20 protein-coding genes are annotated in these 21,961 nt (G+C 58.5%); 18 read left to right on the top strand and 2 right to left on the bottom strand.

Annotated elements, in window-relative coordinates; genetic code table 11:
* The first annotated feature begins 250 nt into the window (after nucleotides 1–250).
* The 4 genes from IB213_RS02360 to IB213_RS02375 all read left to right on the top strand — a co-directional run bounded on the left by IB213_RS02360 (nucleotide 251) and on the right by IB213_RS02375 (nucleotide 3,453).
* Entirely contained in the window at nucleotides 251–1,147 is an 897-nt protein-coding gene (locus IB213_RS02360) for an amino acid ABC transporter substrate-binding protein (RefSeq protein ID WP_191722750.1), read from the top strand.
* 108 nt (nucleotides 1,148–1,255) lie between these two features.
* Nucleotides 1,256–2,011, top strand: coding sequence for an amino acid ABC transporter permease (locus tag IB213_RS02365; RefSeq protein ID WP_191722751.1), 756 nt, complete (start codon nucleotides 1,256–1,258; stop codon nucleotides 2,009–2,011).
* Between the two features lie 2 nt (nucleotides 2,012–2,013).
* Nucleotides 2,014–2,685, top strand: a complete 672-nt coding sequence (locus tag IB213_RS02370; RefSeq protein ID WP_191722752.1) for an amino acid ABC transporter permease — start codon at nucleotides 2,014–2,016, stop codon at nucleotides 2,683–2,685.
* A 27-nt stretch (nucleotides 2,686–2,712) separates the two neighbouring features.
* Nucleotides 2,713–3,453 carry an amino acid ABC transporter ATP-binding protein gene (locus IB213_RS02375; RefSeq protein WP_191722753.1) on the top strand — a complete coding sequence of 247 codons (741 nt, stop codon included), beginning with the start codon at nucleotides 2,713–2,715 and terminating at the stop codon, nucleotides 3,451–3,453.
* Between the two features lie 147 nt (nucleotides 3,454–3,600).
* Here IB213_RS02375 and IB213_RS02380 read toward each other — a convergent pair whose 3' ends face one another.
* Complete coding sequence (locus IB213_RS02380; protein WP_191722754.1) at nucleotides 3,601–4,380, bottom strand: siderophore-interacting protein; 780 nt, start codon at nucleotides 4,378–4,380, stop codon at nucleotides 3,601–3,603.
* An 85-nt stretch (nucleotides 4,381–4,465) separates the two neighbouring features.
* Between IB213_RS02380 and pyrC the strand changes: the two genes are divergently transcribed.
* From pyrC to IB213_RS02400, 4 genes are all read left to right on the top strand, one after another.
* Nucleotides 4,466–5,509, top strand: coding sequence for a dihydroorotase (gene pyrC, locus IB213_RS02385; RefSeq protein ID WP_192405275.1), 1,044 nt, complete (start codon nucleotides 4,466–4,468; stop codon nucleotides 5,507–5,509).
* Between the two features lie 256 nt (nucleotides 5,510–5,765).
* Complete coding sequence (locus IB213_RS02390) at nucleotides 5,766–6,635, top strand: NYN domain-containing protein (RefSeq protein WP_191722756.1); 870 nt, start codon at nucleotides 5,766–5,768, stop codon at nucleotides 6,633–6,635.
* Nucleotides 6,636–6,857: 222 nt separating this feature from the next.
* Nucleotides 6,858–7,733, top strand: a complete 876-nt coding sequence (htpX, locus tag IB213_RS02395; RefSeq protein ID WP_191722757.1) for a protease HtpX — start codon at nucleotides 6,858–6,860, stop codon at nucleotides 7,731–7,733.
* Between the two features lie 153 nt (nucleotides 7,734–7,886).
* Complete coding sequence (locus IB213_RS02400; protein WP_192405276.1) at nucleotides 7,887–8,633, top strand: YXWGXW repeat-containing protein; 747 nt, start codon at nucleotides 7,887–7,889, stop codon at nucleotides 8,631–8,633.
* A 58-nt stretch (nucleotides 8,634–8,691) separates the two neighbouring features.
* On the opposite strand, the gene IB213_RS02405 is transcribed toward IB213_RS02400, so the two are convergent.
* Nucleotides 8,692–9,606: a LysR family transcriptional regulator gene (locus IB213_RS02405; RefSeq protein WP_191722759.1), complete on the bottom strand. Its 915-nt coding sequence runs from the start codon at nucleotides 9,604–9,606 to the stop codon at nucleotides 8,692–8,694.
* A gap of 127 nt (nucleotides 9,607–9,733) precedes the next feature.
* On the opposite strand from IB213_RS02405, the gene IB213_RS02410 reads away from it, so the two are divergent.
* The 10 genes from IB213_RS02410 (at nucleotide 9,734) to IB213_RS02455 (ending at nucleotide 21,905) form a co-directional block, all read left to right on the top strand.
* On the top strand, nucleotides 9,734–11,851 hold the full coding sequence (locus tag IB213_RS02410; protein WP_192405277.1) for a 3-hydroxyacyl-CoA dehydrogenase NAD-binding domain-containing protein: 2,118 nt from the start codon (nucleotides 9,734–9,736) through the stop codon (nucleotides 11,849–11,851).
* Between the two features lie 247 nt (nucleotides 11,852–12,098).
* Nucleotides 12,099–13,280, top strand: a complete 1,182-nt coding sequence (locus IB213_RS02415) for an acetyl-CoA C-acyltransferase (protein WP_191722761.1) — start codon at nucleotides 12,099–12,101, stop codon at nucleotides 13,278–13,280.
* Nucleotides 13,281–13,303: 23 nt separating this feature from the next.
* Nucleotides 13,304–14,500 carry an acyl-CoA dehydrogenase family protein gene (locus IB213_RS02420; protein WP_191722762.1) on the top strand — a complete coding sequence of 399 codons (1,197 nt, stop codon included), beginning with the start codon at nucleotides 13,304–13,306 and terminating at the stop codon, nucleotides 14,498–14,500.
* A 25-nt stretch (nucleotides 14,501–14,525) separates the two neighbouring features.
* Nucleotides 14,526–15,662, top strand: a complete 1,137-nt coding sequence (locus IB213_RS02425; RefSeq protein ID WP_192405278.1) for an acyl-CoA dehydrogenase family protein — start codon at nucleotides 14,526–14,528, stop codon at nucleotides 15,660–15,662.
* Between the two features lie 5 nt (nucleotides 15,663–15,667).
* Nucleotides 15,668–16,474, top strand: a complete 807-nt coding sequence (locus IB213_RS02430; RefSeq protein WP_192405279.1) for an oxepin-CoA hydrolase, alternative type — start codon at nucleotides 15,668–15,670, stop codon at nucleotides 16,472–16,474.
* Nucleotides 16,475–16,513: 39 nt separating this feature from the next.
* Complete coding sequence (locus IB213_RS02435) at nucleotides 16,514–17,764, top strand: CaiB/BaiF CoA-transferase family protein (RefSeq protein ID WP_191722765.1); 1,251 nt, start codon at nucleotides 16,514–16,516, stop codon at nucleotides 17,762–17,764.
* A gap of 107 nt (nucleotides 17,765–17,871) precedes the next feature.
* Nucleotides 17,872–18,873 carry a tripartite tricarboxylate transporter substrate binding protein gene (locus tag IB213_RS02440; RefSeq protein WP_192405280.1) on the top strand — a complete coding sequence of 334 codons (1,002 nt, stop codon included), beginning with the start codon at nucleotides 17,872–17,874 and terminating at the stop codon, nucleotides 18,871–18,873.
* Between the two features lie 32 nt (nucleotides 18,874–18,905).
* Complete coding sequence (locus IB213_RS02445) at nucleotides 18,906–19,895, top strand: tripartite tricarboxylate transporter substrate binding protein (RefSeq protein WP_191722767.1); 990 nt, start codon at nucleotides 18,906–18,908, stop codon at nucleotides 19,893–19,895.
* Between the two features lie 167 nt (nucleotides 19,896–20,062).
* Entirely contained in the window at nucleotides 20,063–20,812 is a 750-nt protein-coding gene (locus IB213_RS02450; RefSeq protein ID WP_192405281.1) for an electron transfer flavoprotein subunit beta/FixA family protein, read from the top strand.
* Nucleotides 20,813–20,972: 160 nt separating this feature from the next.
* The gene (locus IB213_RS02455) at nucleotides 20,973–21,905 is read left to right on the top strand and encodes an electron transfer flavoprotein subunit alpha/FixB family protein (protein WP_192405282.1); all 933 of its coding nucleotides are present in this window, start codon (nucleotides 20,973–20,975) and stop codon (nucleotides 21,903–21,905) included.
* Nucleotides 21,906–21,961: the final 56 nt, after the last annotated feature.

The raw sequence follows: 21,961 nt of genomic DNA on the forward strand, positions 1-21,961 counted from the left end.
GCTTTTTTATTGGCGAAATCATGTTGGTGCAAGAAAACACGAATTTCTAGGTGTTTCCCCGCATCAAACTTCTTCTGTAAAAGCTGCTGAAGCTTTTACGATGGAAGACATTCCGCTTGGCGACGCGAGGAGGGCGGGAATCTCTGTCACGCATTCGACAATGTGTGGCAAATTATGTACATCATGCATGACCTTATGCGTTTGACGTGTGGGTCTGCCTGTTCACTAAGTTTGATCTGAGGAGCACTGTATGAAGAAACATTTGCTGGCCGTAGCTGTGATGGCGCTGGCTGCTGGTAGCGCCATGGCACAAGCCAACGATACATTGGCCAAGGTCAAGTCGTCTGGAAGCCTGACACTGGGTGTGCGTGAATCCTCGGGCGCATTGGGCTACACATTGGGCGATGGCAAGTACGTGGGTTTTCACACCGAAATGGCTGAAAACATCACCGCCGATGTGGCCAAGCAGCTGGGCGTGAAGGTGGAAGCCAAATACCAGCCAGTGACATCGCAAAACCGTATTCCACTGGTCGTCAACGGTACAGTGGATCTGGAGTGCGGCTCTACGACCAATGACCTGAACCGTCAAAAGGATGTGGACTTCGCCAACACCACCTACGTGGAGCAGGTGCGCATTGCTGTGAATGCCAAGTCTGGCATCAATGATGTGAAAGATCTGAATGGCAAGACCGTGGCGACAACTACGGGCACCACTTCGGTGCAATTGCTGCGCCAAAACAAGCGCGCTGAAGGCATCGAATTCAAGAACATCATGGGCAAGGACCACGCAGACAGCTTCCTGCTGCTGGAAACAGGTCGTGCCGATGCGTTTGTGATGGATGGCTCCATCCTGGCTGGCAACATCTCCAAATCCAAGAATCCCAAGGATTTCAAGATCGTGGGCGAGCCTCTGTCCACTGAGCCAATCGCTTGCATGGTGCGCAAGAACGACCCTGCTTTCCTGAAGGCAGTGAACGATTCGATCGCGCGCCAAGTCAAGGATGGCACGCTGGCCAAGCTGTGGGACAAGTGGTTCGTCAAGCCTATTCCTCCAGCCAACGTTGCTGTGGGCCTGCCACTGTCGGATGCCACCAAGGATGCTTGGAACAACCCTAACAACAAGCCTAAGGAAGATTACAACAAGTAATTTTTGCCAATTGAACGCGCCCCGCCTGCGTGTGCTGGCTGGGGCGTTTTCCGTTGGAAGGCCTGTGTGAAAAACAGGCATCAGGTTGGTTAATTGGAAGGGAATCCTATGAATTGGGATTGGCAAATGTTTTGCGAAGACACGCTGGACCGCACGGTGCGCGAAGGCTGTTTTGGCAAGGACGGTGACATCACCTATCTGGATTGGATGTTGTCGGCCTGGGGCTGGACGGTTTCGGTATCCGTTCTGGCACTGATTTTGGCTTTGGTCGCTGGTGTGGTGATCGGTACTTTACGGACTCTGGAAAATCGTCCTTGGACAGTGCGTTTCGGCAATGCGTGGGTGGAGTTTTTCCGCAATATCCCGTTGCTGGTTCAAATTTTTCTCTGGTACCACGTGGTACCAGCCATCTTCCCTGCGATGAAGTCCGTTTCGGGCTTTGTGCTGGTGGTGCTGGCGCTGGGATTTTTTACTTCGGCACGTATTGCCGAACAAGTGCGTTCAGGTATCCAGGCTCTGCCACGTGGGCAGCGTTATGCGGGGATGGCCATGGGCTTCACCACATGGCAGACCTACCGTTTTGTGCTGTTGCCCAATGCGTTTCGCATCATCATTCCACCGCTGACCAGCGAGACGATGAATATCTTCAAAAACTCGTCCGTCGCGTTTGCCGTGTCGGTGACAGAATTGACGATGTTTGCGATGCAGGCACAGGAAGAAACTGGCCGTGGCATTGAGGTGTACATGGCCGTCACAGGCCTGTACATCATTTCTGCCTTCGCCATCAATCGCATCATGGCCTTCATTGAGAAGCGCTCACGTGTTCCCGGACTGGTGTCCGCTGGCGCAGTGGGAGGGCATTGAGCATGAATCTCGCACTTGATTTTTCGTTCTACAACTGGGATCTGATCCAGAACTTTGTTCTCAAAGGCCTCTATTTCAGCTTGATGCTGACGGTAGTCGCTACGTTGGGCGGCATCTTCTTCGGTACGGTCCTGGCGCTGATGCGCCTGTCGGGCAAGAAGTGGCTGGCAGTACCTGCCACCATTTATGTCAACGGCATGCGCTCTATCCCGCTGGTGATGGTGATTTTGTGGTTCTTCCTGCTGGTGCCACTGGTGATTGGCAAGCCTATCGGGGCAGAGCTGTCTGCCGTAGTGACGTTCATTGCTTTTGAAGCAGCGTACTTCTCCGAGATCATGCGTGCTGGTATTCAGTCGGTGCCGCGTGGTCAGGTGCATGCGGGTCAGGCCGTGGGCATGACCTATGGGCAAAATATGCGGCTGGTGGTGCTGCCACAGGCTTTCCGCAACATGCTGCCTGTGCTGCTGACACAGACCATCATCTTGTTTCAGGACACTTCGCTGGTCTATGCCATTGGTGCCTACGACATGCTCAAGGGCTTTGAAGTAGCCGGCAAGAACTATGGCCGACCCATGGAAGCCTATATTGCTGCTGCTGTGGTGTATTTCGTGATCTGCTTTGGCCTGTCTTACTGGGTCAAGCGTCTGCACAAAAAGATTGCCATCATCCGTTGATGGACGTTGGTGACAAAGGATTTACGCATGATTGAACTCAAAAACGTCTCCAAGTGGTACGGCAGCTTTCAGGTGCTCAACGACTGCTCCACCAGCATCAAGAAGGGTGAAGTGGTCGTGGTTTGCGGTCCCTCTGGCTCGGGCAAGTCCACTTTGATCAAAACCATCAACGCGCTGGAGCCGATCCAGAAGGGTGAAATTTGGGTGAACGGCACCGCCGTGCACGATACCAAAAACACCAATTTGCCTCAGCTGCGCTCCAAAGTGGGCATGGTGTTTCAGCACTTTGAGCTGTTTCCTCATTTGTCCGTCACGGAAAATCTGACCATTGCCCAGATCAAGGTGCTGGGTCGCTCTGTCGATGACGCCAAGGCGCGTGGGCTGAAGATGCTGGACCGTGTCGGTTTGACGGCCCACAAAGACAAGTTCCCCGGGCAGCTTTCAGGTGGCCAGCAGCAGCGCGTGGCGATTGCCCGTGCGCTGTCGATGGACCCGATCGTGATGCTGTTTGACGAACCCACTTCTGCGCTCGACCCGGAAATGGTCGGTGAAGTGCTGGATGTGATGGTCGGTCTGGCCCACGATGGCATGACCATGATGTGCGTCACGCACGAAATGGGCTTTGCCAAGAAGGTTGCCAGCCGCGTGATCTTCATGGACGTGGGTGGCAAGATTTTGGAAGATTGCTCCAAGGAAGAGTTCTTTGGCAACCCTGATGCACGCCAGTCGCGCACCAAGGATTTCTTGAGCAAAATTTTGCAGCACTGATGGCTGTGATCCATCTCGAAAAAAGCCGCTGGTACCAGCGGCTTTTTTTATGTCGAAGTGGTATTGAGCACTGCTTCACTGCTGCATTGCGCACTGCTTCAGTGCGAATGCATTCAGTGCTGCCGGCCCATTGATCGGCTCGACTGTTTATTCTTTATCTGCCAGCTCGGCATGGTGCGCCGCTTCGCCTTGCTTCCAGTAGGCAGCAATGCGCATGCGCTTGGGAGATGCGCCCTTGGCGACCACAACCTTGCGCAGTGCAGCCATTTCACTGTGCTCGCCAGCGGCCCAGATAAAACCGGGTGTTTCTGGCAGCGATAAAGCTTCAGCTGCTGCCGTCAGCGAGTCCACCCATTGCAGATCGACTTGTGCCTGCGAAGACAGCGCACGGCGGTCCGCTTCGGCCACGGCCAAACGCACTGTGACTTGTGCAGTGGGCGGCAGTTCGGCCAGCGCACGCTCTACGGCAGGCAGGCCGCTGGCGTCAGCCAGCATCCAGTACCAGTCAAAGGTTTTGGAGATCACCATGGAGCCGCGCGGGCCCGCTGCACCCACCCATGAGCCCATGGGGGCGGTGCGCGCCCATTCGGTGGCGGGGCCGAAGTCGTGCAAAGCAAAGTCAACCGTCAGCGTGTTGGTGGTCCAGCGCAGCGGTGTGTAGTCGCGCATGGTGGGGCTGGGGCCATCAATCATGGGCTTGCCGTCCACCATTTGGGGCAGCAGGGGCTGCTCATAACCTTCCTGGGGCAAGATGAGCTTGAAGTGGTCGTCAAATCCATCGCTGGCAAAGTCACGCAACTCGCCAACCAGTGTCAAACGCAAAAAATTAGGGCTGATTTGTTCGCGGGAGAGCAACTGAAGGTGGCGTGCTTTGAAAGGGTGGCGAACGCGCTCAAAAGCAGGCGCTGTGGTGGTGGTGTCTGTCATATGTTCTTCTTTAAATGAGAGTGCTTCTCATTATGCCTTTTGCGAGGCTGGCGGTAATTCATGCGGGCAATGTGACAATAGGGGGATGACTTCCCCCACGACCCTCACCATTACCCGCCCCGATGACTGGCACCTGCATGTGCGCGATGGCGATGCCATGCGTTGCGTGGTGCCACACAGCGCCCGCCAGATGGGGCGCGCCATCATCATGCCTAACTTGAAGCCGCCCGTCACTACGGCCGAGCTGGCCATGGCCTACCGCGACCGAATTTTGTCTGCCGTGCCCGCTGGCAATGCGTTTGAGCCTTTGATGACGCTGTACCTGACGGACAATCTCGGGCCCGACGAAATCGTGCGTGCCAAGGCTGCTGGTGTGGTGGCGTGCAAGCTCTACCCTGCGGGCGCCACTACCAATTCCGATCACGGGGTGACGGATTTGCGCAAGATTTACCCCACGCTGCAAGCCATGCAGCGCGAAGGTCTGGTGCTGCTGGTGCACGGTGAAGTGACCGATCCCAGCGTGGACCTGTTTGACCGCGAAGCGCTGTTCATTGAGCAGCAGCTGCAGCCTCTGCGTAAAGATTTACCAGAGCTCAAGATTGTCATGGAGCACGTGACGACCAAGGAGGCAGCCGACTACGTGACCGCAGGCGATGCGTACTTGGCAGCCACGATCACGCCCCAGCATTTGCTCTTTAACCGCAACGCCATCTTCTTGGGTGGCGTGCGCCCGCACTTTTACTGCCTGCCCGTGCTCAAACGTGAAACGCACCGCATGGCCTTGGTGCAAGCGGCCACCAGCGGCAGCCGCAAGTTCTTTCTGGGCACCGACAGTGCCCCGCACGCGGCGCATCTCAAGGAAGCGGCTACGGGTTGTGCAGGCTGCTACAGCGCGCACGCAGCCATTGAGATGTATGCCGAAGCGTTTGACGGCGTAGGTGCCTTGGACAAGCTGGAAGGCTTTGCCTCGTTCAACGGCGCAGACTTTTATGGCCTGCCGCGCAACACCGACACCATCACCTTGGTCAAAGAAACCTGGACCCCGCCAGTCAGCTTTGAATACGGCGAAGGCGCACAGCTCAAGCCGCTGCGCTTTGGCGATGCGCTGCCCTGGAAGATGCTGGATTAACGCCCACTGCTGCCAGCGGCAATACCTTGCTGTGCCTGGCCCGTACTCCGTGTACGGGACTGTGGCAGCACAGCCTCGAACGCTGTGCTGTGCAGAGGGTGTTTAAAAAATAGGAGCTGCAAGCGCTGGTAGCACAATGCTTTCAATGTTTAAGCATGCTGAAAATAAGCAGGGGTAAGCGTGTGCTGCTCCTTTTTTGGTATTGGCAAGTGGCTGTGCCTCAGGTAGTCTGTGTGCATTACCAAGGAGCCCATCCATGCCCACGGACGTCCAGCCCCGTATTGCTTTGCTGATCGATGCCGACAATGCACCGGCAGAGATGATTGATGAAATTCTGACTGAGTTGTCGACCTTCGGTGTCATCAACACACGCCGTGCGTATGGCAATTGGACCAAATCGGGCCTGCATGGCTGGCAGAACAAGTTGCTGGAGTACGCCATTCGGCCCATGCAGCAGTTTGACTATTCAAAAGGCAAGAATGCCACCGACATGGCCATGACAGTGGATGCCATGGAGCTGCTCTATACCGAAGAACCCGATGCGTTTGGCATTGTCTCTTCAGACGCTGATTTCACTCCGCTGGTGATGCACTTGCGTGCCAAAGGTGCGGCGGTGTACGGATTTGGCGCTGAGCAAACGCCGCGTGCATTTGTGAATGCCTGTTCGCGTTTTCTATACTTTGATGCCTTGCTGGAGCTCGGTGATGGCATCACCAGCCGCAGTGACCGCCGCGAGCTGTCAGAGGCCGAGCTGGAGGCCCGTTCGCTGTCTGCTCCGCTGCCGCCCGTGCTGCTCAAATCCAGCGCTGACGCTGGCAAAGTACCAGGGGGCACAGGGGTTGCCACGCCGTCTGCATGCAGCCTGCGCGTGCCTACGCACATGCTGCGCCAAAACAAGCAGCTCATGACCATGTTGCGCGATGCCGTGAAAGCGACCCAGGATGAAACCGGGTGGTCGCGCGTGAGTGCGGTGGGTACGCACATTGGCAACAAACTCTCCTTTGACGCCCGCAACTATGGCTATGCCACGCTGACCAAGCTGATGGCTGCCACGCAGGCGTTTGAGCTGCGCGACGAGGGCACCGCCCGCGTTGCTGTCCGCGACCCATCTTTTCAGCGCACGTAGGTCTGAAACCGGGACATTGGCTGAACTTCCAGCGGCGTTGGCAATCGAACGCCTGCTTTGCTTCTATGATGAATGCCGTTAAAACAGCGTGCAGCCCCCACACAACAACACCACAACATGCGGGGCGCAACAGGTGACCGCGCTTGAATTTGCAGGCTTGTGCCCCATCTTCCAAGCTGGGGCCGATGGCCTGTTTTTTCCCCACAGTGGAGAAACCCAAGAATGAAACGTATTGCTCTCTTTTTATTGACCAACATTGCTGTAGTGGCGGTGCTGGGTATCACTGCCAGCCTGCTGGGTGTGAATCGATTCTTGACCGCCAACGGTCTGGATCTGACCGCTCTGCTGGGCTTTGCCTTCATCATGGGCTTTGGTGGTGCCATCATCTCGCTGCTGATCTCCAAGCCCGTGGCCAAGTGGTCCTCGGGTGTGCATGTGATTGATCAGCCACGCAACGCCGACGAAGCCTGGATTGTGGACACTGTGCGCAAGTTTGCGGACAAGGCAGGTATTGGCATGCCTGAAGTAGGTATCTACGAAGGTGAAGCCAACGCCTTTGCAACCGGTGCTTTCAAGAACAATGCACTGGTGGCGGTGTCCACCGGTTTGCTGCAAGGCATGACCCGCGAAGAAGTCGAAGCCGTGATTGGCCATGAGGTGGCTCACATCGCCAATGGCGACATGGTGACCATGACGCTGATTCAAGGCGTGATGAATACTTTTGTGGTGTTCCTGTCGCGTGTCATTGGCTACGCCGTGGACAGCTTCTTGCGCAAAGGTGATTCTGAAAACTCGGGCCCCGGCATTGGCTACTACGTGACCACCATTGTGATGGACATCTTGCTGGGCTTTGTGGCTGCCATCATCGTGGCCTGGTTCTCGCGCCAGCGTGAATTCCGCGCTGATGCGGGTGCAGCCCAATTGATGGGGCGCAAGCAGCCTATGATGAATGCTCTGGCCCGTTTGGGCGGCATGGTGCCCGGTGAGCTGCCTAAGAGCATGCAGGCCATGGGTATCACCGGCAATATCGGCAAGCTGTTCTCCAGCCACCCACCCATTGAAGAGCGCATTGCTGCGCTGCAAAATGCTCAGCATTAAGCGGCGCACTGTGATGGTGTAGGCCGTGGCCTTGCGCTGTCACATCTTGTGCAGTTTCTTTACGCCGGCTTTACTGCCGCAGCCCCAACCCCGGTCAACATTGAACCGGGGTTTTTCGTTGTAGTGGTGTCTACCCTGAATGAAAGAGCTGTTATGCCATTCACTGTTGCTGATTTGAAAAGCCGCCTGACACCGCGTTGCTGGGCTGCGGTAGTGGCTGTGGGTGGTGCGGCTGTGCTCAGCGGTTGCGTGGTCGCCCCTTTGGATGATGGCTATTCTGACTATGCCTACTCCAGCACTACGGTCTATACCAACTATGGCTACCCGCCACCGCCCCGTGTGGAATACCGCACCGTGGCTCCTTCCCCGGGCTATGTGTGGGTAGGAGGTGACTGGTTGTGGTCAGGCAGCCGCTACGACTGGCACCCCGGTCGCTGGGCACCACCGGGCTATCGTCCCATGCCGCGTCCACCGCACCATGGGTATGCGCCTCGTCCACCGGCATACCCGATGCCGCCAACGCCCAGCCGTCCATCGATTCGCCCGGACGAGCCACAGCGACCACCGCACTGGCGCCCTGATGGGGGTTCACGTCCGCCACAGGTGCGGCCACCCGTGCCATCGCAACCGCCAGGCTGGCGACCCGGACGCCCGGGTACAGATCGCCCGCAGGTGCTGCCGTCGTTCCCGTCACAACCGGGCATGGAACGCCCAGATCGCCCTCGCCCGCCCCAGCAGATGCGCCCGGATGGTGAGCGGCCACGGCCTGAGATGCGGCCAGATCGTCCACGTCCAGAGATGCGACCAGATCGTCCACACCCAGAGGCTCGCCCTGTGCGGCCGTCCGACAGCGAAGAGGCCCGCCGTCCATTCTTTCGCGGAGATCGTGAAAACCGCTGAAATTGAGCTGCGGGTTGCTGACTTTCAAAGCCTGCTGGTTTGTTCCAGCGGGCTTTTTTTATTCGGAGCTGGTGGTGGGGCTGGCCGTACCACGGGCTTTGGCTAGCAGAAAGTCAATACAGGTACGCACAGCCCGCGTCTGGTGCCGGTTGGGCAGATAGAGCAAGTACATGTGTGTGCCAAAAATACTCAGGCGGTATTCGGTCAGTGTGGTCAGCACTTCACCGCTGGCAATCTTGTCTTGCACAACATAGTCGGGCACCAGCCCCACGCCCAGGCCCGCCAAGATACCTTCGCGCAAGAAGGGGAAGTGCTCGGAGCTAAGGGTGGGCTCCAGCATCACCTCTTGCCGGTCCATGCCTTCCTGATAGGCTGACAGGCGCAGCTGGCGGCCCATGACGCCGGCCGTAATCAAGGGGCTGGCGCGCAGCTCCATCAGGGTCTGGGGCAGTCCATATTGCTGCACATAAGCGGCAGAGGCGCAGGCCACATAGCGCACATCACCCAGGCTGCGGGCAATCACCGACAGCGGGGGTTCCTGCATCACGCGGATGGCAATGTCCACCTCATCGCGCAGGTTGTCGACCCGGTTCTCAAACAGCACATCGAGCACGATGCGCGGGTACAGGCGCTTGAACTCAATGAGCCACTGGCTCATCACGATTTGCCCGTAGCCGCTGGGCACGCTGATACCCACGCGGCCCTGTAAATCCTGGCCCAGGCTGGTGATGGTCTCGCGCGCAGCAAGAATCTCGTTGTGGATGTTGCGCCCGTGCTCGTACAGGCGCAGGCCAACTTCGGTGGGCTCCACACGGCGTGTGGTGCGCTTGACCAGTTGCACCCCCACTGATTTCTCCAGTTGTGCCAGGTGATAGCTGACATTGGCACGCGTCATCTTGAGTTTGCGGGCCGCCTGGCTGAGGTTGCCGCTGTCGATGATTTCCACCAGCAGTGTGAGCGTGTGCAGGTCCATCTAGGGTTTTCCCTTGTGATTGTTCAAAACCATTTGACAGTCTGTCAACTATTGGATGTATTGTAAAGAAGCATTAGCGTAGTACAAACGACTTTTCCCATAGAACAACTGTCCGGAGACACGCGCAATGAGTTCTGAAAGCACCGCTTCCGTGGTCCAAACCCGCCTTGATGGCGAGGTGTTGGTGGTCAGCATCAACAACCCCCCTGTAAACGCTTTGGGTCAGGCCGTGCGCGCTGGCTTGCTGGCTGCGGTAGAGCAAGCCGCTGCCAATGCAGCCGTGAAAGCGCTGCTGATTGTGGGTGAGGGCAAGGCCTTCATCGCGGGTGCGGACATCCGTGAATTTGGTAAACCCGCGGTTGCTCCTTCCTTGCCCGACGTGTGCAACGCGCTGGAAGCCAGCGACAAGTTGGTGGTAGCCGCCATTCATGGCGCAGCGCTGGGCGGTGGCCTGGAGGTGGCACTGTCGGCCCACTACCGTGTGGCGCTGCCTAAAGCCTTGCTGGGCCTGCCTGAAGTGAGCCTGGGCTTGCTGCCCGGCGCTGGCGGCACCCAGCGTGCCCCGCGTGTGATGGGCGTAAAGGCCGCAGCCGAGCTGATGCTCAGCGGCAAGCACCTGTCGGCCAAGGCCGCACTGGCTGCGGGCTTGGTCGATGTTCTGGTGGACAGCAGCGATCCGCTGGCTGCAGGGCTGGCGTATGCCCGCAACCTGCTGGCTGCCGGTGCCGCCGTGCGCCGCACCCGCGACATCGCCATTGCCGACAAGGCTGGCGCGCTGGCAGATCTTGAGGCACTGGCTGCAGAGACTGCCAAGAAGGCTCGTGGCCTGTTCTCGCCCCTGAAAATCATTGAGTGCGTCAAAGCCGCTGTGGAGCTGCCCTTTGACCAGGGGCTGGCCAAAGAGCGCGAGCTGTTTGTGCAGTGCCTGGAAAGCCCCCAGCGCCAAGGTTTGGTGCACGCGTTCTTTGCAGAACGTGAAACCGCCAAGATTCCCGAAGCCAAGGCCGCAGCGCCGCGCGCCTTCAGCACACTGGCCATTATTGGTGGCGGCACCATGGGCGCGGGCATTGCCGTGGCCGCACTGGATGCTGGCTACCCCGTGACCATGGTGGAGCGCGATGCCGAATCCATCGCCCGTGGCCAAGCCAATGTGGAAAAGGTCTACAACGGCCTGATTGCCAAGGGCCGTATGACCGAAGAGGGCAAGGCCGCCATCATGGCGCGCTACACCCCATCCACCAGCTACGACGACCTGAAAGATGTGGATCTGGTGATTGAGGCGGTGTTTGAAGACCTGGACGTGAAAAAGGCCGTCTTCAAGGAGCTGGACCGCGTGTGCAAGCGCGGTGCTGTGCTGGCCACCAACACCTCCTACCTCGATATTGATGCCATTGCCGATGCCACAGCGCGCCCGCAAGATGTGATTGGCCTGCATTTTTTCAGCCCAGCCAACATCATGAAGCTGCTGGAAATCGTGGTGCCAGCCAAGGTCAGTGCCGACGTCGTGGCCACAGCGTTTGAGCTGGCCAAGAAGCTCAAGAAGGTGCCGGTGCGCGCAGGCGTTTGCGATGGCTTTATCGGCAACCGCATTCTGGCTGTGTACAAGCAGGCCGCCGACTCCATCATGGAAGACGGCGCATCACCCTATGAGATTGACGAAGCCGTGCGCGGCTTTGGCTACCCCATGGGTCCATTCCAGGTCACCGATCTGGCTGGTGGTGACATTGGCTGGGCCACCCGCAAGCGCCGTGCTGCCACACGCAACCCCAAGGCACGCTACGTGGAAGTGGCAGACCGCATCTGCGAAAACGGCTGGTTTGGTCAAAAGACCGGGCGAGGCTTTTACCTGTACCCCCAAGGTGCACGCGTGGGCCAGCAAGACCCCGAAGTGCTGGCCATTGTGGATGCCGAGCGCGCCAAGAAGGGTGTGACACCGCGCAAGTTCAGCCCTGAAGAAATCATGCGCCGCTACATGGCAGCCATGGTCAACGAAGGTGCCAAGGTCGTGCAGGAGGGCATTGCCCTGCGCCCACTGGATGTGGACGTGACCTTCATCTCTGGTTATGGCTTTCCGCGCCACCGTGGTGGCCCCATGAAGTGGGCTGACATGCAGGGGCTGGACAAGATCTTGGCGGACATCAAGGCCTTTGAGCAGGAAGACCCTCTTTTCTGGAAGCCTGCGGCGCTGCTGGAAAAACTGGTCGCACAAGGCCAGAACTTTGACAGCCTGAACAAGGCTGCGTGACCCGCAAGGTCAGACATCTGAACGTATTGCCCAAGGCAGTGCGCAAAGAGGAAGGGGCGCAAGCCCTATCAGGGAGCACAACCGGCAGCACATAACAACCAAGCTGCTGGGCCGCGCTGCAAAGCGCGGTATTTAAAAAAAGAAGCTATCAGCGCAAGTGCAGCAAGCTTTTCAGTATTAAAAGTATCTGAAATGACCGCTTCATAAGCATTGATAGCTCTCAAAACATTTGAGTGAGACACACACCATGCGCGAAGCCGTCATTGTTTCTACCGCCCGTACCCCGCTGACCAAGTCGCACCGTGGCGAGTTCAACGTCACGCCTGCAGCCCAGCTGGCAGCGTTTTCCGTCAAGGCTGCGGTTGAGCGCGCGGGCATTGACCCGGCCATGATCGAAGACTTGATTCTGGGCTGCGGCAACCCCGACGGTTTTCAGGGCCGCAATCTGGGCCGCCAGACCGTGATCCGTGCCGAGCTGCCACTGAGCATTGCGGGCACCACCATCACGCGCTTTTGTGCATCGGGCCTGCAATCGATTGCGATTGCCGCAGGCCGTGTCGTAGCCGAAGGTGTGGACGCCATGCTAGCCGGGGGTGTGGAAACCATCTCGGGCATTCGCGCAAGCAACAACTTGCCCACCGATATGGACCCATGGCTGGTCGCCAACAAACCTGATTTGTTCATGGCCATGATCGACACCGCCGACGTGGTGGCCAAGCGCTACAGCATCAGCCGCGAAGACCAGGATGCGTTTTCGCTGCTCAGCCAGCAGCGCACTGCAGCCGCGCAGGCCGCAGGCCTGTTTGGCAACGAAATCATTGCCTGCGCCACACGCATGGCTGAAAAGAATAAAGAAACCGGTGAAGTCACTTACCGCGATGTGGTTGCCACTCAGGACAACTGCAACCGCGCCAGCACCACGCTTGAAGGGCTGGCCAAACTGGAGCCTGTCAAGGGCCCCGGCAACTTCATCACCGCAGGCAATGCCTCGCAACTGTCGGATGGATCCAGCGCCTGCGTGGTGATGGAAGCCAAAGTGGCCGAGCGCCTGGGCCTGCAGCCGCTGGGCGCTTTCCGTGGTTTTGCCGTGGCCGGCTGCGAGCCCGACGAGATGGGCATCGGCCCCGTGTTTGCCATTCCCAAGCTGCTGGCACGCCACGGCCTGACGGTGGATGACATCGACCTGTGGGAGCTCAACGAAGCGTTTGCCTCGCAGGCCCTGTACTGCCAGCGCAAGCTGGGTATTCCGCTGGAGCGGCTGAACGTCAACGGCGGAGCGATTTCGATTGGTCACCCGTTTGGCATGACTGGCGCGCGTCTGGCCGGGCACCTGCTGCTGGAAGGCCAGCGCCGCAAAGCCAAGTACGGCGTGGTGAGCATGTGTATTGCCGGTGGCATGGGCGCTGCCGGCCTGTTTGAAATTTTCTGAGCCAGTTTTCCCGAGGAATCGATATGGATCTTCAATTCACCCCCCAAGAAGAGGCGTTTCGCGCCCAGGTGCAAGCCTTTTTGCAAGACAAGCTGTCCCCCGAGCTGGCACGCAAGGTCAAGAACGGTCAGATCCTGAACAAGCAAGACCTGGAAAGCTGGCACACCACGCTCAACACACAGGGCTGGCTGGCCAACCACTGGCCTGAGCAGTACGGCGGACCCGGCTGGGGTGCGGTGGAGAAGTTCATCTTTGAACATGAATGCGCACTGGCTGGTGCGCCCCGCATCGTGCCATTTGGCGTGAACATGCTGGGCCCTGTCCTGATCAAGTACGCCAGCGAACAGCAAAAAAGCTACTGGCTGCCACGCATTCTGAGTGGTCAGGACTGGTGGTGCCAGGGCTATTCGGAGCCTGGTTCGGGCTCTGATCTGGCTTCCGTGAAGACCACGGCGGTGCGTGATGGCGATCACTACATCGTCAATGGTCAGAAGACCTGGACGACGCTGGGCCAGCACGCCAACATGATTTTCTGCCTGGTGCGCACCAACAAGGACGTGAAGGCACAGGCCGGCATCAGCTTCTTGCTGGTGGACATGAACACACCCGGTGTGACGGTGCGACCCATCATCACGCTCGATGGTGAGCATGAAGTCAACGAAGTGTTCTTTACCGACGTGAAGGTGCCGGCTGAGAATCTGGTGGGCGAAGAAAACAAGGGCTGGACCTACGCCAAGTACCTGCTGACCTATGAGCGCACGAACATTGCGGGGGTGGGCTTTTCGGTGGCGGCGCTGGAAAAACTGAAAGTGGCTGCAGACCGCATGCACTACAACGGCAAGCCTTTGTCGCAGGATCCTTTGTTTGCCGCGCGTATGGCCCGTGTGGAAATTGATCTGGAAAACATGAAGACCACCAACCTGCGCGTGATTGCTGCCGTGGCAGGTGGCGGTGTGCCGGGTGCAGAAAGCTCCATGCTCAAGATCAAGGGCACCGAGATTCGCCAAGAGATTCTGTCGCTCACACGCCGTGCCATGGGCCCTTACGCCGTGCCGTTTGTAGAAGCGGCCATGCATGACGGCTACAGCGAAGCACCGATTGGCCCTGAAGAAGCCACCGCCGCAGCGGCGGCGTACTTCAACTACCGCAAGCTGTCGATCTTTGGCGGCTCCAACGAAATTCAAAAGAACATCATCTCCAAGATGATCCTCGGCCTGTAAGCCGGGCAAGGGAAGCAACAAGACCATGAACTTCGAACATACCGAAGACCGCCGCATGCTGGCGGATACCTTGAACCGCTTTGTCTCTGAGCAGTACGGGATCGAGCACCGCAACCAGCTGGCTTATGGGCAAGAAGGGCATAGCCCGGCGCTGTATGCGCAATTTGCCGAACTGGGCGCTATTGGTGCGCTGTTTCCAGAAGATGCAGGAGGCTTTGGCGGCGCAGGTTTTGACATCAGCGTGGTATTTGAAGCGCTGGGCCGTGGCCTGGTGGCTGAGCCTTTGCTGGATGCTCTGGTCGTGGGCCAGGCATTGATTGCTGCGGGCAGCGAATCGCAAAAAGCCAAACTGCAAGACATCATTGCCGGTGACCTGATCTGTGCGCTGGCGCACGATGAACCGGGCAGCCATTACGAGCTCCATAACGTCTCAACCACCGCAACCCAAACGGCCAGCGGCTGGGTGCTGAACGGCACCAAGGGCGTGGTGGCACTGGGCGAGAAGGCTGATTTGTTACTGGTGAGTGCACGTACGGGCGGCTCACAGCTGGATGCCAGCGGTATCAGCCTGTTTCTGGTGGATGGCAGTGCCGCAGGGCTGAGCAAGCGTGGCTACCAGCGTTTTGAAGGAGGTCGCGCCGCCGACATCACGTTCAACAATGTACAGGTGCCTGCCGATGCCCTGGTGGGTGCTCAAGGCAAGGGCTACGCCGTACTGGAGCACATCAGTGGCTACGCGCTGCTGGCGCTGGCGTCTGAATCGCTGGGTGCCATGGATGTGGCCAAGCAGCACACGCTGGAATACCTGCAAACGCGCAAGCAGTTCGGGGTGGCCATTGGTACTTTTCAGGCGCTGCAGCATCGCATGGCCGATGTGCTGCTGGAGATTGAACAAGCCCGCTCTGCTGTCATCAACGCGGCCTCGGCAGTGGATACCGCCCAAGGCGCTGCCAAAGAAAAGGTCCTGTCGGCGGCCAAGTACACCGTGGGCTATGTGGGCACCAAAGTGGCACAGGAAAGCATTCAGCTGCACGGCGGTATTGGCATGACCTGGGAGCTGCCGCTGGCGCATTACGCCAAGCGCCTGGTCATGATTGATCACCAGTTTGGTGATGAAGACCACCATCTGGCACGCTTCATTGCCCTTGGGCAGCAAGGCTGATCGCCATGACCGAACCACTGCTCGTACGCCGGGAGGGGAATGTTCTCATCCTCTCCAACAACAACGTGGCAGCGCGCAATGCGCTGTCACCCGAGTTTTATGCCGCTGTGACGCAGGCCTTGAACGGCGCGGCTGCAGATCCCAGCGTTGGCGCAGTGGTGCTGACCGGGGAAGGCGGCCACTTTTGTGCCGGCGGAGATTTGCGTCAGTTGGCCAAGCGCCGTGATCTGCCCGTGCAGGAGCGCCGCGAAAAGCTGGAAGGCTTGCACGATCTGATCCGGGCGGTGCGTGACTGCTCCAAGCCGGTCATTGCTGCTGTTGAAGGCGCTGCTGCGGGTGCAGGCCTGTCGCTGGCATTGGCCTGCGACATGCTGGTGGCTGCCAAAAACAGCGTGTTCTCTGTGGCCTATGTGAAGGTGGGTTTGACCCCCGACGGCGGTGCCACGGCATTTCTGGCCGAGTTTGTCTCGCGCCAGGTGCTCACCGAGCTGTGCCTGACGGGCGAGCGCATCAATGGTGAACGCATGGCACAGATGGGCGTGGTGAACCGCTTGGCAGAACCGGGTCAAGCCATTGTGCTGGCCGTGGCGCTGGCACAGCAGATAGCGCAGGGGCCAGAGCTGGCCATGGCACGCATCAAAGGCCTGTGCCGCGTTGCGCCGCGCAACACGCTGCAAGAGCAACTGGAGCTGGAAGCCCAGTACATGGTGCAGTCGCAAGAGACCGAAGAGAGCCGCGAAGGGATTGGTGCTTTTCTGGAAAAGCGCACGGCCCAGTTTCGCCAGCCTTCGGCCATCGTGCTGACGCAATAACACCTACAACGACGCATCAAGCGCAGGGAGACAAAAACTATGACTACCACACCAACATTGCCTGAAGGCATGGACTTTCCGCTGGAAGGCGTGCGCGTACTGGATTTGTCGCGGGTATTTGCCGGCCCTTTGTGCGGGCAGGTGCTGGCCGACTTTGGGGCAGAGGTCATCAAGGTGGAGCACCCGGGCCGGGGCGATGACACCCGTGACTGGGGCATGCGCATTGGCAAGACCGAGACAACCTACTACAACAGCATGAACCGCAACAAGCGCTCGGTGACGCTGGATTTGCAAAGCGCTGAAGGCGTACAGATCATTTATGACCTGCTGCCCCAGTTTGATGTGGTGGTGCACAACTTCAAGCATGGCGGTGCAGACAAGCTGGGTCTGGGCTACGAAAAACTCAAGTCCATCAAGCCAGACCTGATTTACTGCAGCGTAGCGGGCTACAACAGTGACACCCCGGAAGCCAAACGCCCCGGCTATGACCTGGTGATTCAGGCCGAAGCTGGACTGATGGCCATCAACGGTGAAGAGGGGACACCGCCCTTGAAGTTTGGTGTGGCCGTGGTCGATTTGATGACCGGCATGTACGCCGCGCAGGCTGTGCTGGCTGCGCTGTACCGCCGCTGCCGCAATGGCCGTGGCCGCCAGATTGAGCTGGCGCTGTACGACTGTGGTGTCACCATCAATGGTTACTACGCACTCGACTCCATGCTGCTGGGTCACGATACGCAGCGCTACGGCAATGCCCACCCTTCCATCGTTCCTTACGGCATGTTTGAGGCGCAGGATGGGCCATTGATCATTGGTGTGGGCAACAACGGGCAGTTTGAAAAATTCTGTCGCAACGTCATTTTGCGCCCCGATATTTTTGAAGACCCACGCTATGCCACCAACGTGGAGCGCGCCAGAAACCGTCTGGAGATCTTGCCGCTGCTCAAGAGCATTATCGCCAGCCACCCACGCCAGCTGCTACTGGAGCGCATGCATGCCTGCGGCATTCCGTGCGGCGAAGTGGCAGGCCTGCACGAAGCGCTGACCAGTAAACGTACCCAGCAAACCGGCATCTTTCACCAAGTGCCGCACCCCGTGGTGGGCAAGACCTGGGTGTTTGCCCCGCCTTACCGCCTGGATGGTCAGCGTCTACCCATCCGCAACGCACCACCTACGCTGGGTGAGGCGACGCGGGAAGTGCTGCAAGAGCTGCTGTCCATGACGGATGAACAGCTGCAGGCACTGAAAGAAAAGGGTGTTCTGACCCTGCCAGAGGCACCGACGCCCCACTGATTATTTACCCCCGCACTGCGCGTCACAACAGCTCCGCAAGAGGGCTGTGTGCGCGCCAGCGTTGGGCCATTTCGCATCCAACACCGCAATTTCCGGGAGACAACCACATGGATTGCAACAACACCACCCGTCGTCAGTTGATGCTGGCCGCTGCCGCAGCGGCAGGCTCCAGCCTCGTGGGCCTGCCCGCCTGGGCCAAGGCCGCCTATCCCAGCAAGCCCATTCGCTTCATCGTGCCTTTCAACCCGGGTGGCGCGACCGACATCGTGGCACGCGTGCTGAGCGAGGCCATGTCCAAGAAGCTGGGGCAGCCCATCGTTGTGGAAAACAAGGCCGGTGCTTCGGGCATGCTGGGTACCGACCAGGTCGCCAAGTCGGCCCCAGATGGTTACAACGTGGTGCTGTCTCTGAGCACCTCGCTGCTGATCAACCAGTTCCTGTACTCCAAGATGGCCTACAACCCGCAAAAGGATTTGCTGATGCTCTCGGAGCTGGCATCGGCACCTGTCACGCTGGTGGTACACCCTTCGGTGCCTGCCAACAATATGCAAGAGCTGCTGGCGTGGGTGAAGGCCAACAAGAGCAAGGTGTCGTACGGTAGCTGGGGTGTGGGCTCGTACGCCCACCTGGGTGGCGCATACATGAGCAAGTCCATGAATGCCGACATGAGCCACGTGGCTTACCGCGGTGAAGCACCCATGATCCAGGAGCTGATTGGCGGGCAGTTGCAGCTGTGCTTTTCCAGCGCCCAGAACACCAAGCCGTTCATCGATTCCGGTCGCCTCAAAGCCATTGGTGTAACGGGCAAGGCACGCATGGCCGTGTTGCCCAATCTGCCCACGATCTATGAGCAAGGCGTCACCGATGACGCCTACTCGATCGCAGGCTTTGTCGGCATGGCCCTGCCTGCAGGCACACCCAAAGAGATCGTAGATGTGCTGTACGCCGCACTGCAAGAGGCATCCAAAGACGCCAAGGTCAAAGAGCGTATTGACGGTGCTGGTTTTTTGCCGGTGTTCAGCAGCCCTGAAGAATTTTCAAAAACCTATGCCAAAGCCGTACCTGTGTGGAAGTCACTGATTGAAGTGGCTGAAGCCAAGGTGGACTGATCAAAAAACGATATCAATCAGAGACAAAAAGCATGCAAAAACATTCCCATTCCATCACTCGCCGCATCTTGCTGGCCAGCGCTACTACCTTGCTGGCTGGCAGCGCGCTGGCACAGGCCGCATGGCCCAGCAAGCCCATCACCTTGATCGTGCCTTTCCCTCCAGGAGGCCCCACGGACGTGGTTTCGCGCATTGTGGGCAAGGAGTTGTCTGACCGTCTGGGTCAGCCCATCATTGTGGAAAACAAGGCTGGCGCTTCCGGTGCCATTGCGGCAACCCAGGTCAAACGTGCGGCACCCGATGGCTACACACTGATGACGCTGGCAACCCCTACGCTGTTTGCCCCGCTGTTTTACAAGAACACGGGCTACGAAATTTCCAAGGATTTCACTCCCATCGCCATGGTGTATGACCTGCCCATCGTGATGGTTGTCAATGCTGAAAAGCTGCCTGGTGTCACCACGCTGCCGCAGCTGATTGAAACCGCACGTGCGCAAAAAGGGGCGCTGAACTACACCACCAGCGGTGCAGGCAGCTTTGGTCATATGAGCATGGAGCTGCTCAAGGATCTGGGCAAGTTCGACATGCAACACGTGGCCTACAAGGGTGGCGTGCCCGCAATCACCGACACCATCGGTGGTCAGGTCCCCATCATGTATGCCGATCTGGTCGCCGCTTTGCCACACATCAAATCCGGCAAGCTGGTGGCTGTGGCCGTGGGCTCGCCTGAGCGTGTGAAGGTGATTCCTGAGATCAAGACCATTGCTGAGCAGGGCATTGAAGGCTTCTCTGCTGTCTCGCTGGGCGCATTCCTGGGCCCCAAGGGCATGCCGCCTGCAGTGGTCGAGCGGCTGAACAAGGAAATCAAGGAAATTCTGGCGCAAAAATCAGTGCAAGACCGCATCTTGGGTGCTGGTGCCATTGCGCGCTTCATGCCTGCAGCACAGCTGCAGCAAAGCCTGGCGACCGATTACGCCAAGTGGAGCAAAGTCGTGCGTGAAAAAGGCATGGCTGCTGAGTAAGCTAGTCTGTGCGCCTTCCACCGGCTGAGCCACGTGGAAGGCGGCCATCATGCAGCCTTCACGATCGGTGATGGCTGTATTTTTAAATACTGAATTCATAGCTGCTAGCGCCTGATGTATAAGCGTTAGTGACCGTTTTAACCAAAAATTTCTGAAAGAACAAAGCCATGAAGGTATTGGTCCCAGTCAAGCGCGTGGTGGACTACAACGTCAAAGTCCGTGTGAAGTCTGACGGCACAGGCGTAGATATCGCCAACGTCAAGATGAGCATGAACCCGTTTGACGAAATCGCGGTGGAAGAAGCCGTGCGCCTCAAGGAAAAGGGCGTAGTCACGGAAATCATTGCCGTCTCCTGTGGGGTTGCGCAGTGCCAGGAAACCCTGCGCACGGCCATGGCCATTGGTGCCGATCGTGCCATTTTGGTGGAGACCGATGCTGAGCTGCAGCCCCTGGCTGTTGCCAAACTGCTCAAGGCCCTGGTGGACAAAGAGCAGCCGGGCCTGGTGATTTTGGGCAAGCAAGCCATTGACGGCGACAACAACCAGACGGGCCAGATGCTGGCTGCGCTGGCTGATCTGCCCCAGGCCACCTTCGCCTCCAAGGTGGAAGTTGCAGGCGACAAGGTCAGCGTCACCCGCGAAGTGGACGGAGGTCTGGAGACACTGAGCCTGTCTACCCCCGCCATCATCACCACCGATCTGCGCCTGAACGAGCCCCGCTACGTCACCTTGCCCAACATCATGAAGGCCAAGAAAAAGCAGCTGGACATCGTCAAGCCCGAAGAGCTGGGTGTGGACGTTGCGCCCCGCATCAAGACCTTGAAGGTGGCCGAGCCTGCCAAGCGCGGCGCTGGCGTCAAGGTGCCGGATGTGGCGACCCTGGTGGACAAGCTCAAAAACGAAGCGAAAGTTATTTGACCCCCTGAGCCGCTTCGCGTCTTCCCCCTTGGAGGGGGACGACAGCCTCGCGTCGGGGCGGCCCTAGCTCGCTGTCCCTGATTTTGGGGCGTGCGAATTTGAAGGCCGTTTGCCCTATCCGCAGACTTCGCAAGAACCTCAAAGAATTTTTGGAGTTGAAATGACTTCTCTCGTAATCGCAGAACACGACAACGCCACCATCAAAGGCGCTACCCTGAACACCGTCACGGCCGCTGTAGCCTGTGGTGGTGATGTGCACGTACTGGTCGCTGGTGAAAACGCAGCAGCAGCCGCTGCAGCGGCTGCCCAGATCGCTGGTGTCTCCAAAGTCATCCACGCTGACGGCGCCAGCCTCAAAGACGGTCTGGCAGAAAACCTCACGGCCCAGGTGCTGGCTATTGCTGGTAACTACAGCCACATCCTGTTCCCAGCCACCGCCAGCGGCAAGAACGTTGCCCCGCGTGTAGCGGCCAAGCTCGATGTTGGCCAGATCAGCGACATCACAGCGGTCATCTCGGCGGACACCTTCGAGCGCCCCATCTACGCGGGCAACGCTGTCGCCACCGTGCAATCGTCGGATGCCACCAAAGTCATCACCGTACGCGGCACCGGCTTTGACGCAGCGGCTGCTACGGGCGGCGCAGCGGCGGTGGAAACCACTGCAGCGGTTGCCGACTCAGGCAAGAGCGCCTTTGTGGGCCGTGAAGTCACCAAGAACGACCGTCCCGAGCTGACGGCTGCCAAGATCATCGTCTCCGGTGGCCGCGCACTGGGCAGCGCCGAGAAATTCAACGAAGTCATGACCCCGCTGGCCGACAAGCTGGGTGCAGCCATTGGTGCCAGCCGTGCAGCGGTGGACGCAGGCTACGCTCCCAATGACCTGCAAGTGGGCCAGACCGGCAAGATCGTTGCCCCGCAGCTGTACATTGCAGCGGGCATCTCGGGTGCGATCCAGCACTTGGCGGGCATGAAGGACTCCAAGGTGATCGTGGCGATCAACAAGGATGCGGAAGCACCGATCTTCTCGGTGGCCGACTATGGCCTGGAGGCTGACTTGTTTGTGGCTGTGCCTGAGATGGTGGGCAAGCTGTAAAGAAATTTTCAGTCTTTCAACTGCATGTGAAAAAGGAGCCTTTGAGGCTCCTTTTT

Origin of the sequence: Comamonas sp. CMM02, from assembly GCF_014851485.1 — a bacterium.
Classification (GTDB): domain Bacteria; phylum Pseudomonadota; class Gammaproteobacteria; order Burkholderiales; family Burkholderiaceae_C; genus Comamonas; species Comamonas avium.

Coding starts and splice junctions, on each gene's coding strand:
- IB213_RS02380 (WP_191722754.1), bottom strand. CDS start 4,380: ATGACAGACACCACCACCACAGCGCCTGCTTTTGAGCGCGTTCGCCAC.
- IB213_RS02375 (WP_191722753.1), top strand. CDS start 2,713: ATGATTGAACTCAAAAACGTCTCCAAGTGGTACGGCAGCTTTCAGGTG.
- htpX (WP_191722757.1), top strand. CDS start 6,858: ATGAAACGTATTGCTCTCTTTTTATTGACCAACATTGCTGTAGTGGCG.
- IB213_RS02425 (WP_192405278.1), top strand. CDS start 14,526: ATGAACTTCGAACATACCGAAGACCGCCGCATGCTGGCGGATACCTTG.
- pyrC (WP_192405275.1), top strand. CDS start 4,466: ATGACTTCCCCCACGACCCTCACCATTACCCGCCCCGATGACTGGCAC.
- IB213_RS02410 (WP_192405277.1), top strand. CDS start 9,734: ATGAGTTCTGAAAGCACCGCTTCCGTGGTCCAAACCCGCCTTGATGGC.
- IB213_RS02445 (WP_191722767.1), top strand. CDS start 18,906: ATGCAAAAACATTCCCATTCCATCACTCGCCGCATCTTGCTGGCCAGC.
- IB213_RS02415 (WP_191722761.1), top strand. CDS start 12,099: ATGCGCGAAGCCGTCATTGTTTCTACCGCCCGTACCCCGCTGACCAAG.
- IB213_RS02455 (WP_192405282.1), top strand. CDS start 20,973: ATGACTTCTCTCGTAATCGCAGAACACGACAACGCCACCATCAAAGGC.
- IB213_RS02435 (WP_191722765.1), top strand. CDS start 16,514: ATGACTACCACACCAACATTGCCTGAAGGCATGGACTTTCCGCTGGAA.
- IB213_RS02400 (WP_192405276.1), top strand. CDS start 7,887: ATGCCATTCACTGTTGCTGATTTGAAAAGCCGCCTGACACCGCGTTGC.
- IB213_RS02430 (WP_192405279.1), top strand. CDS start 15,668: ATGACCGAACCACTGCTCGTACGCCGGGAGGGGAATGTTCTCATCCTC.
- IB213_RS02365 (WP_191722751.1), top strand. CDS start 1,256: ATGAATTGGGATTGGCAAATGTTTTGCGAAGACACGCTGGACCGCACG.
- IB213_RS02450 (WP_192405281.1), top strand. CDS start 20,063: ATGAAGGTATTGGTCCCAGTCAAGCGCGTGGTGGACTACAACGTCAAA.
- IB213_RS02390 (WP_191722756.1), top strand. CDS start 5,766: ATGCCCACGGACGTCCAGCCCCGTATTGCTTTGCTGATCGATGCCGAC.
- IB213_RS02360 (WP_191722750.1), top strand. CDS start 251: ATGAAGAAACATTTGCTGGCCGTAGCTGTGATGGCGCTGGCTGCTGGT.
- IB213_RS02405 (WP_191722759.1), bottom strand. CDS start 9,606: ATGGACCTGCACACGCTCACACTGCTGGTGGAAATCATCGACAGCGGC.
- IB213_RS02370 (WP_191722752.1), top strand. CDS start 2,014: ATGAATCTCGCACTTGATTTTTCGTTCTACAACTGGGATCTGATCCAG.
- IB213_RS02440 (WP_192405280.1), top strand. CDS start 17,872: ATGGATTGCAACAACACCACCCGTCGTCAGTTGATGCTGGCCGCTGCC.
- IB213_RS02420 (WP_191722762.1), top strand. CDS start 13,304: ATGGATCTTCAATTCACCCCCCAAGAAGAGGCGTTTCGCGCCCAGGTG.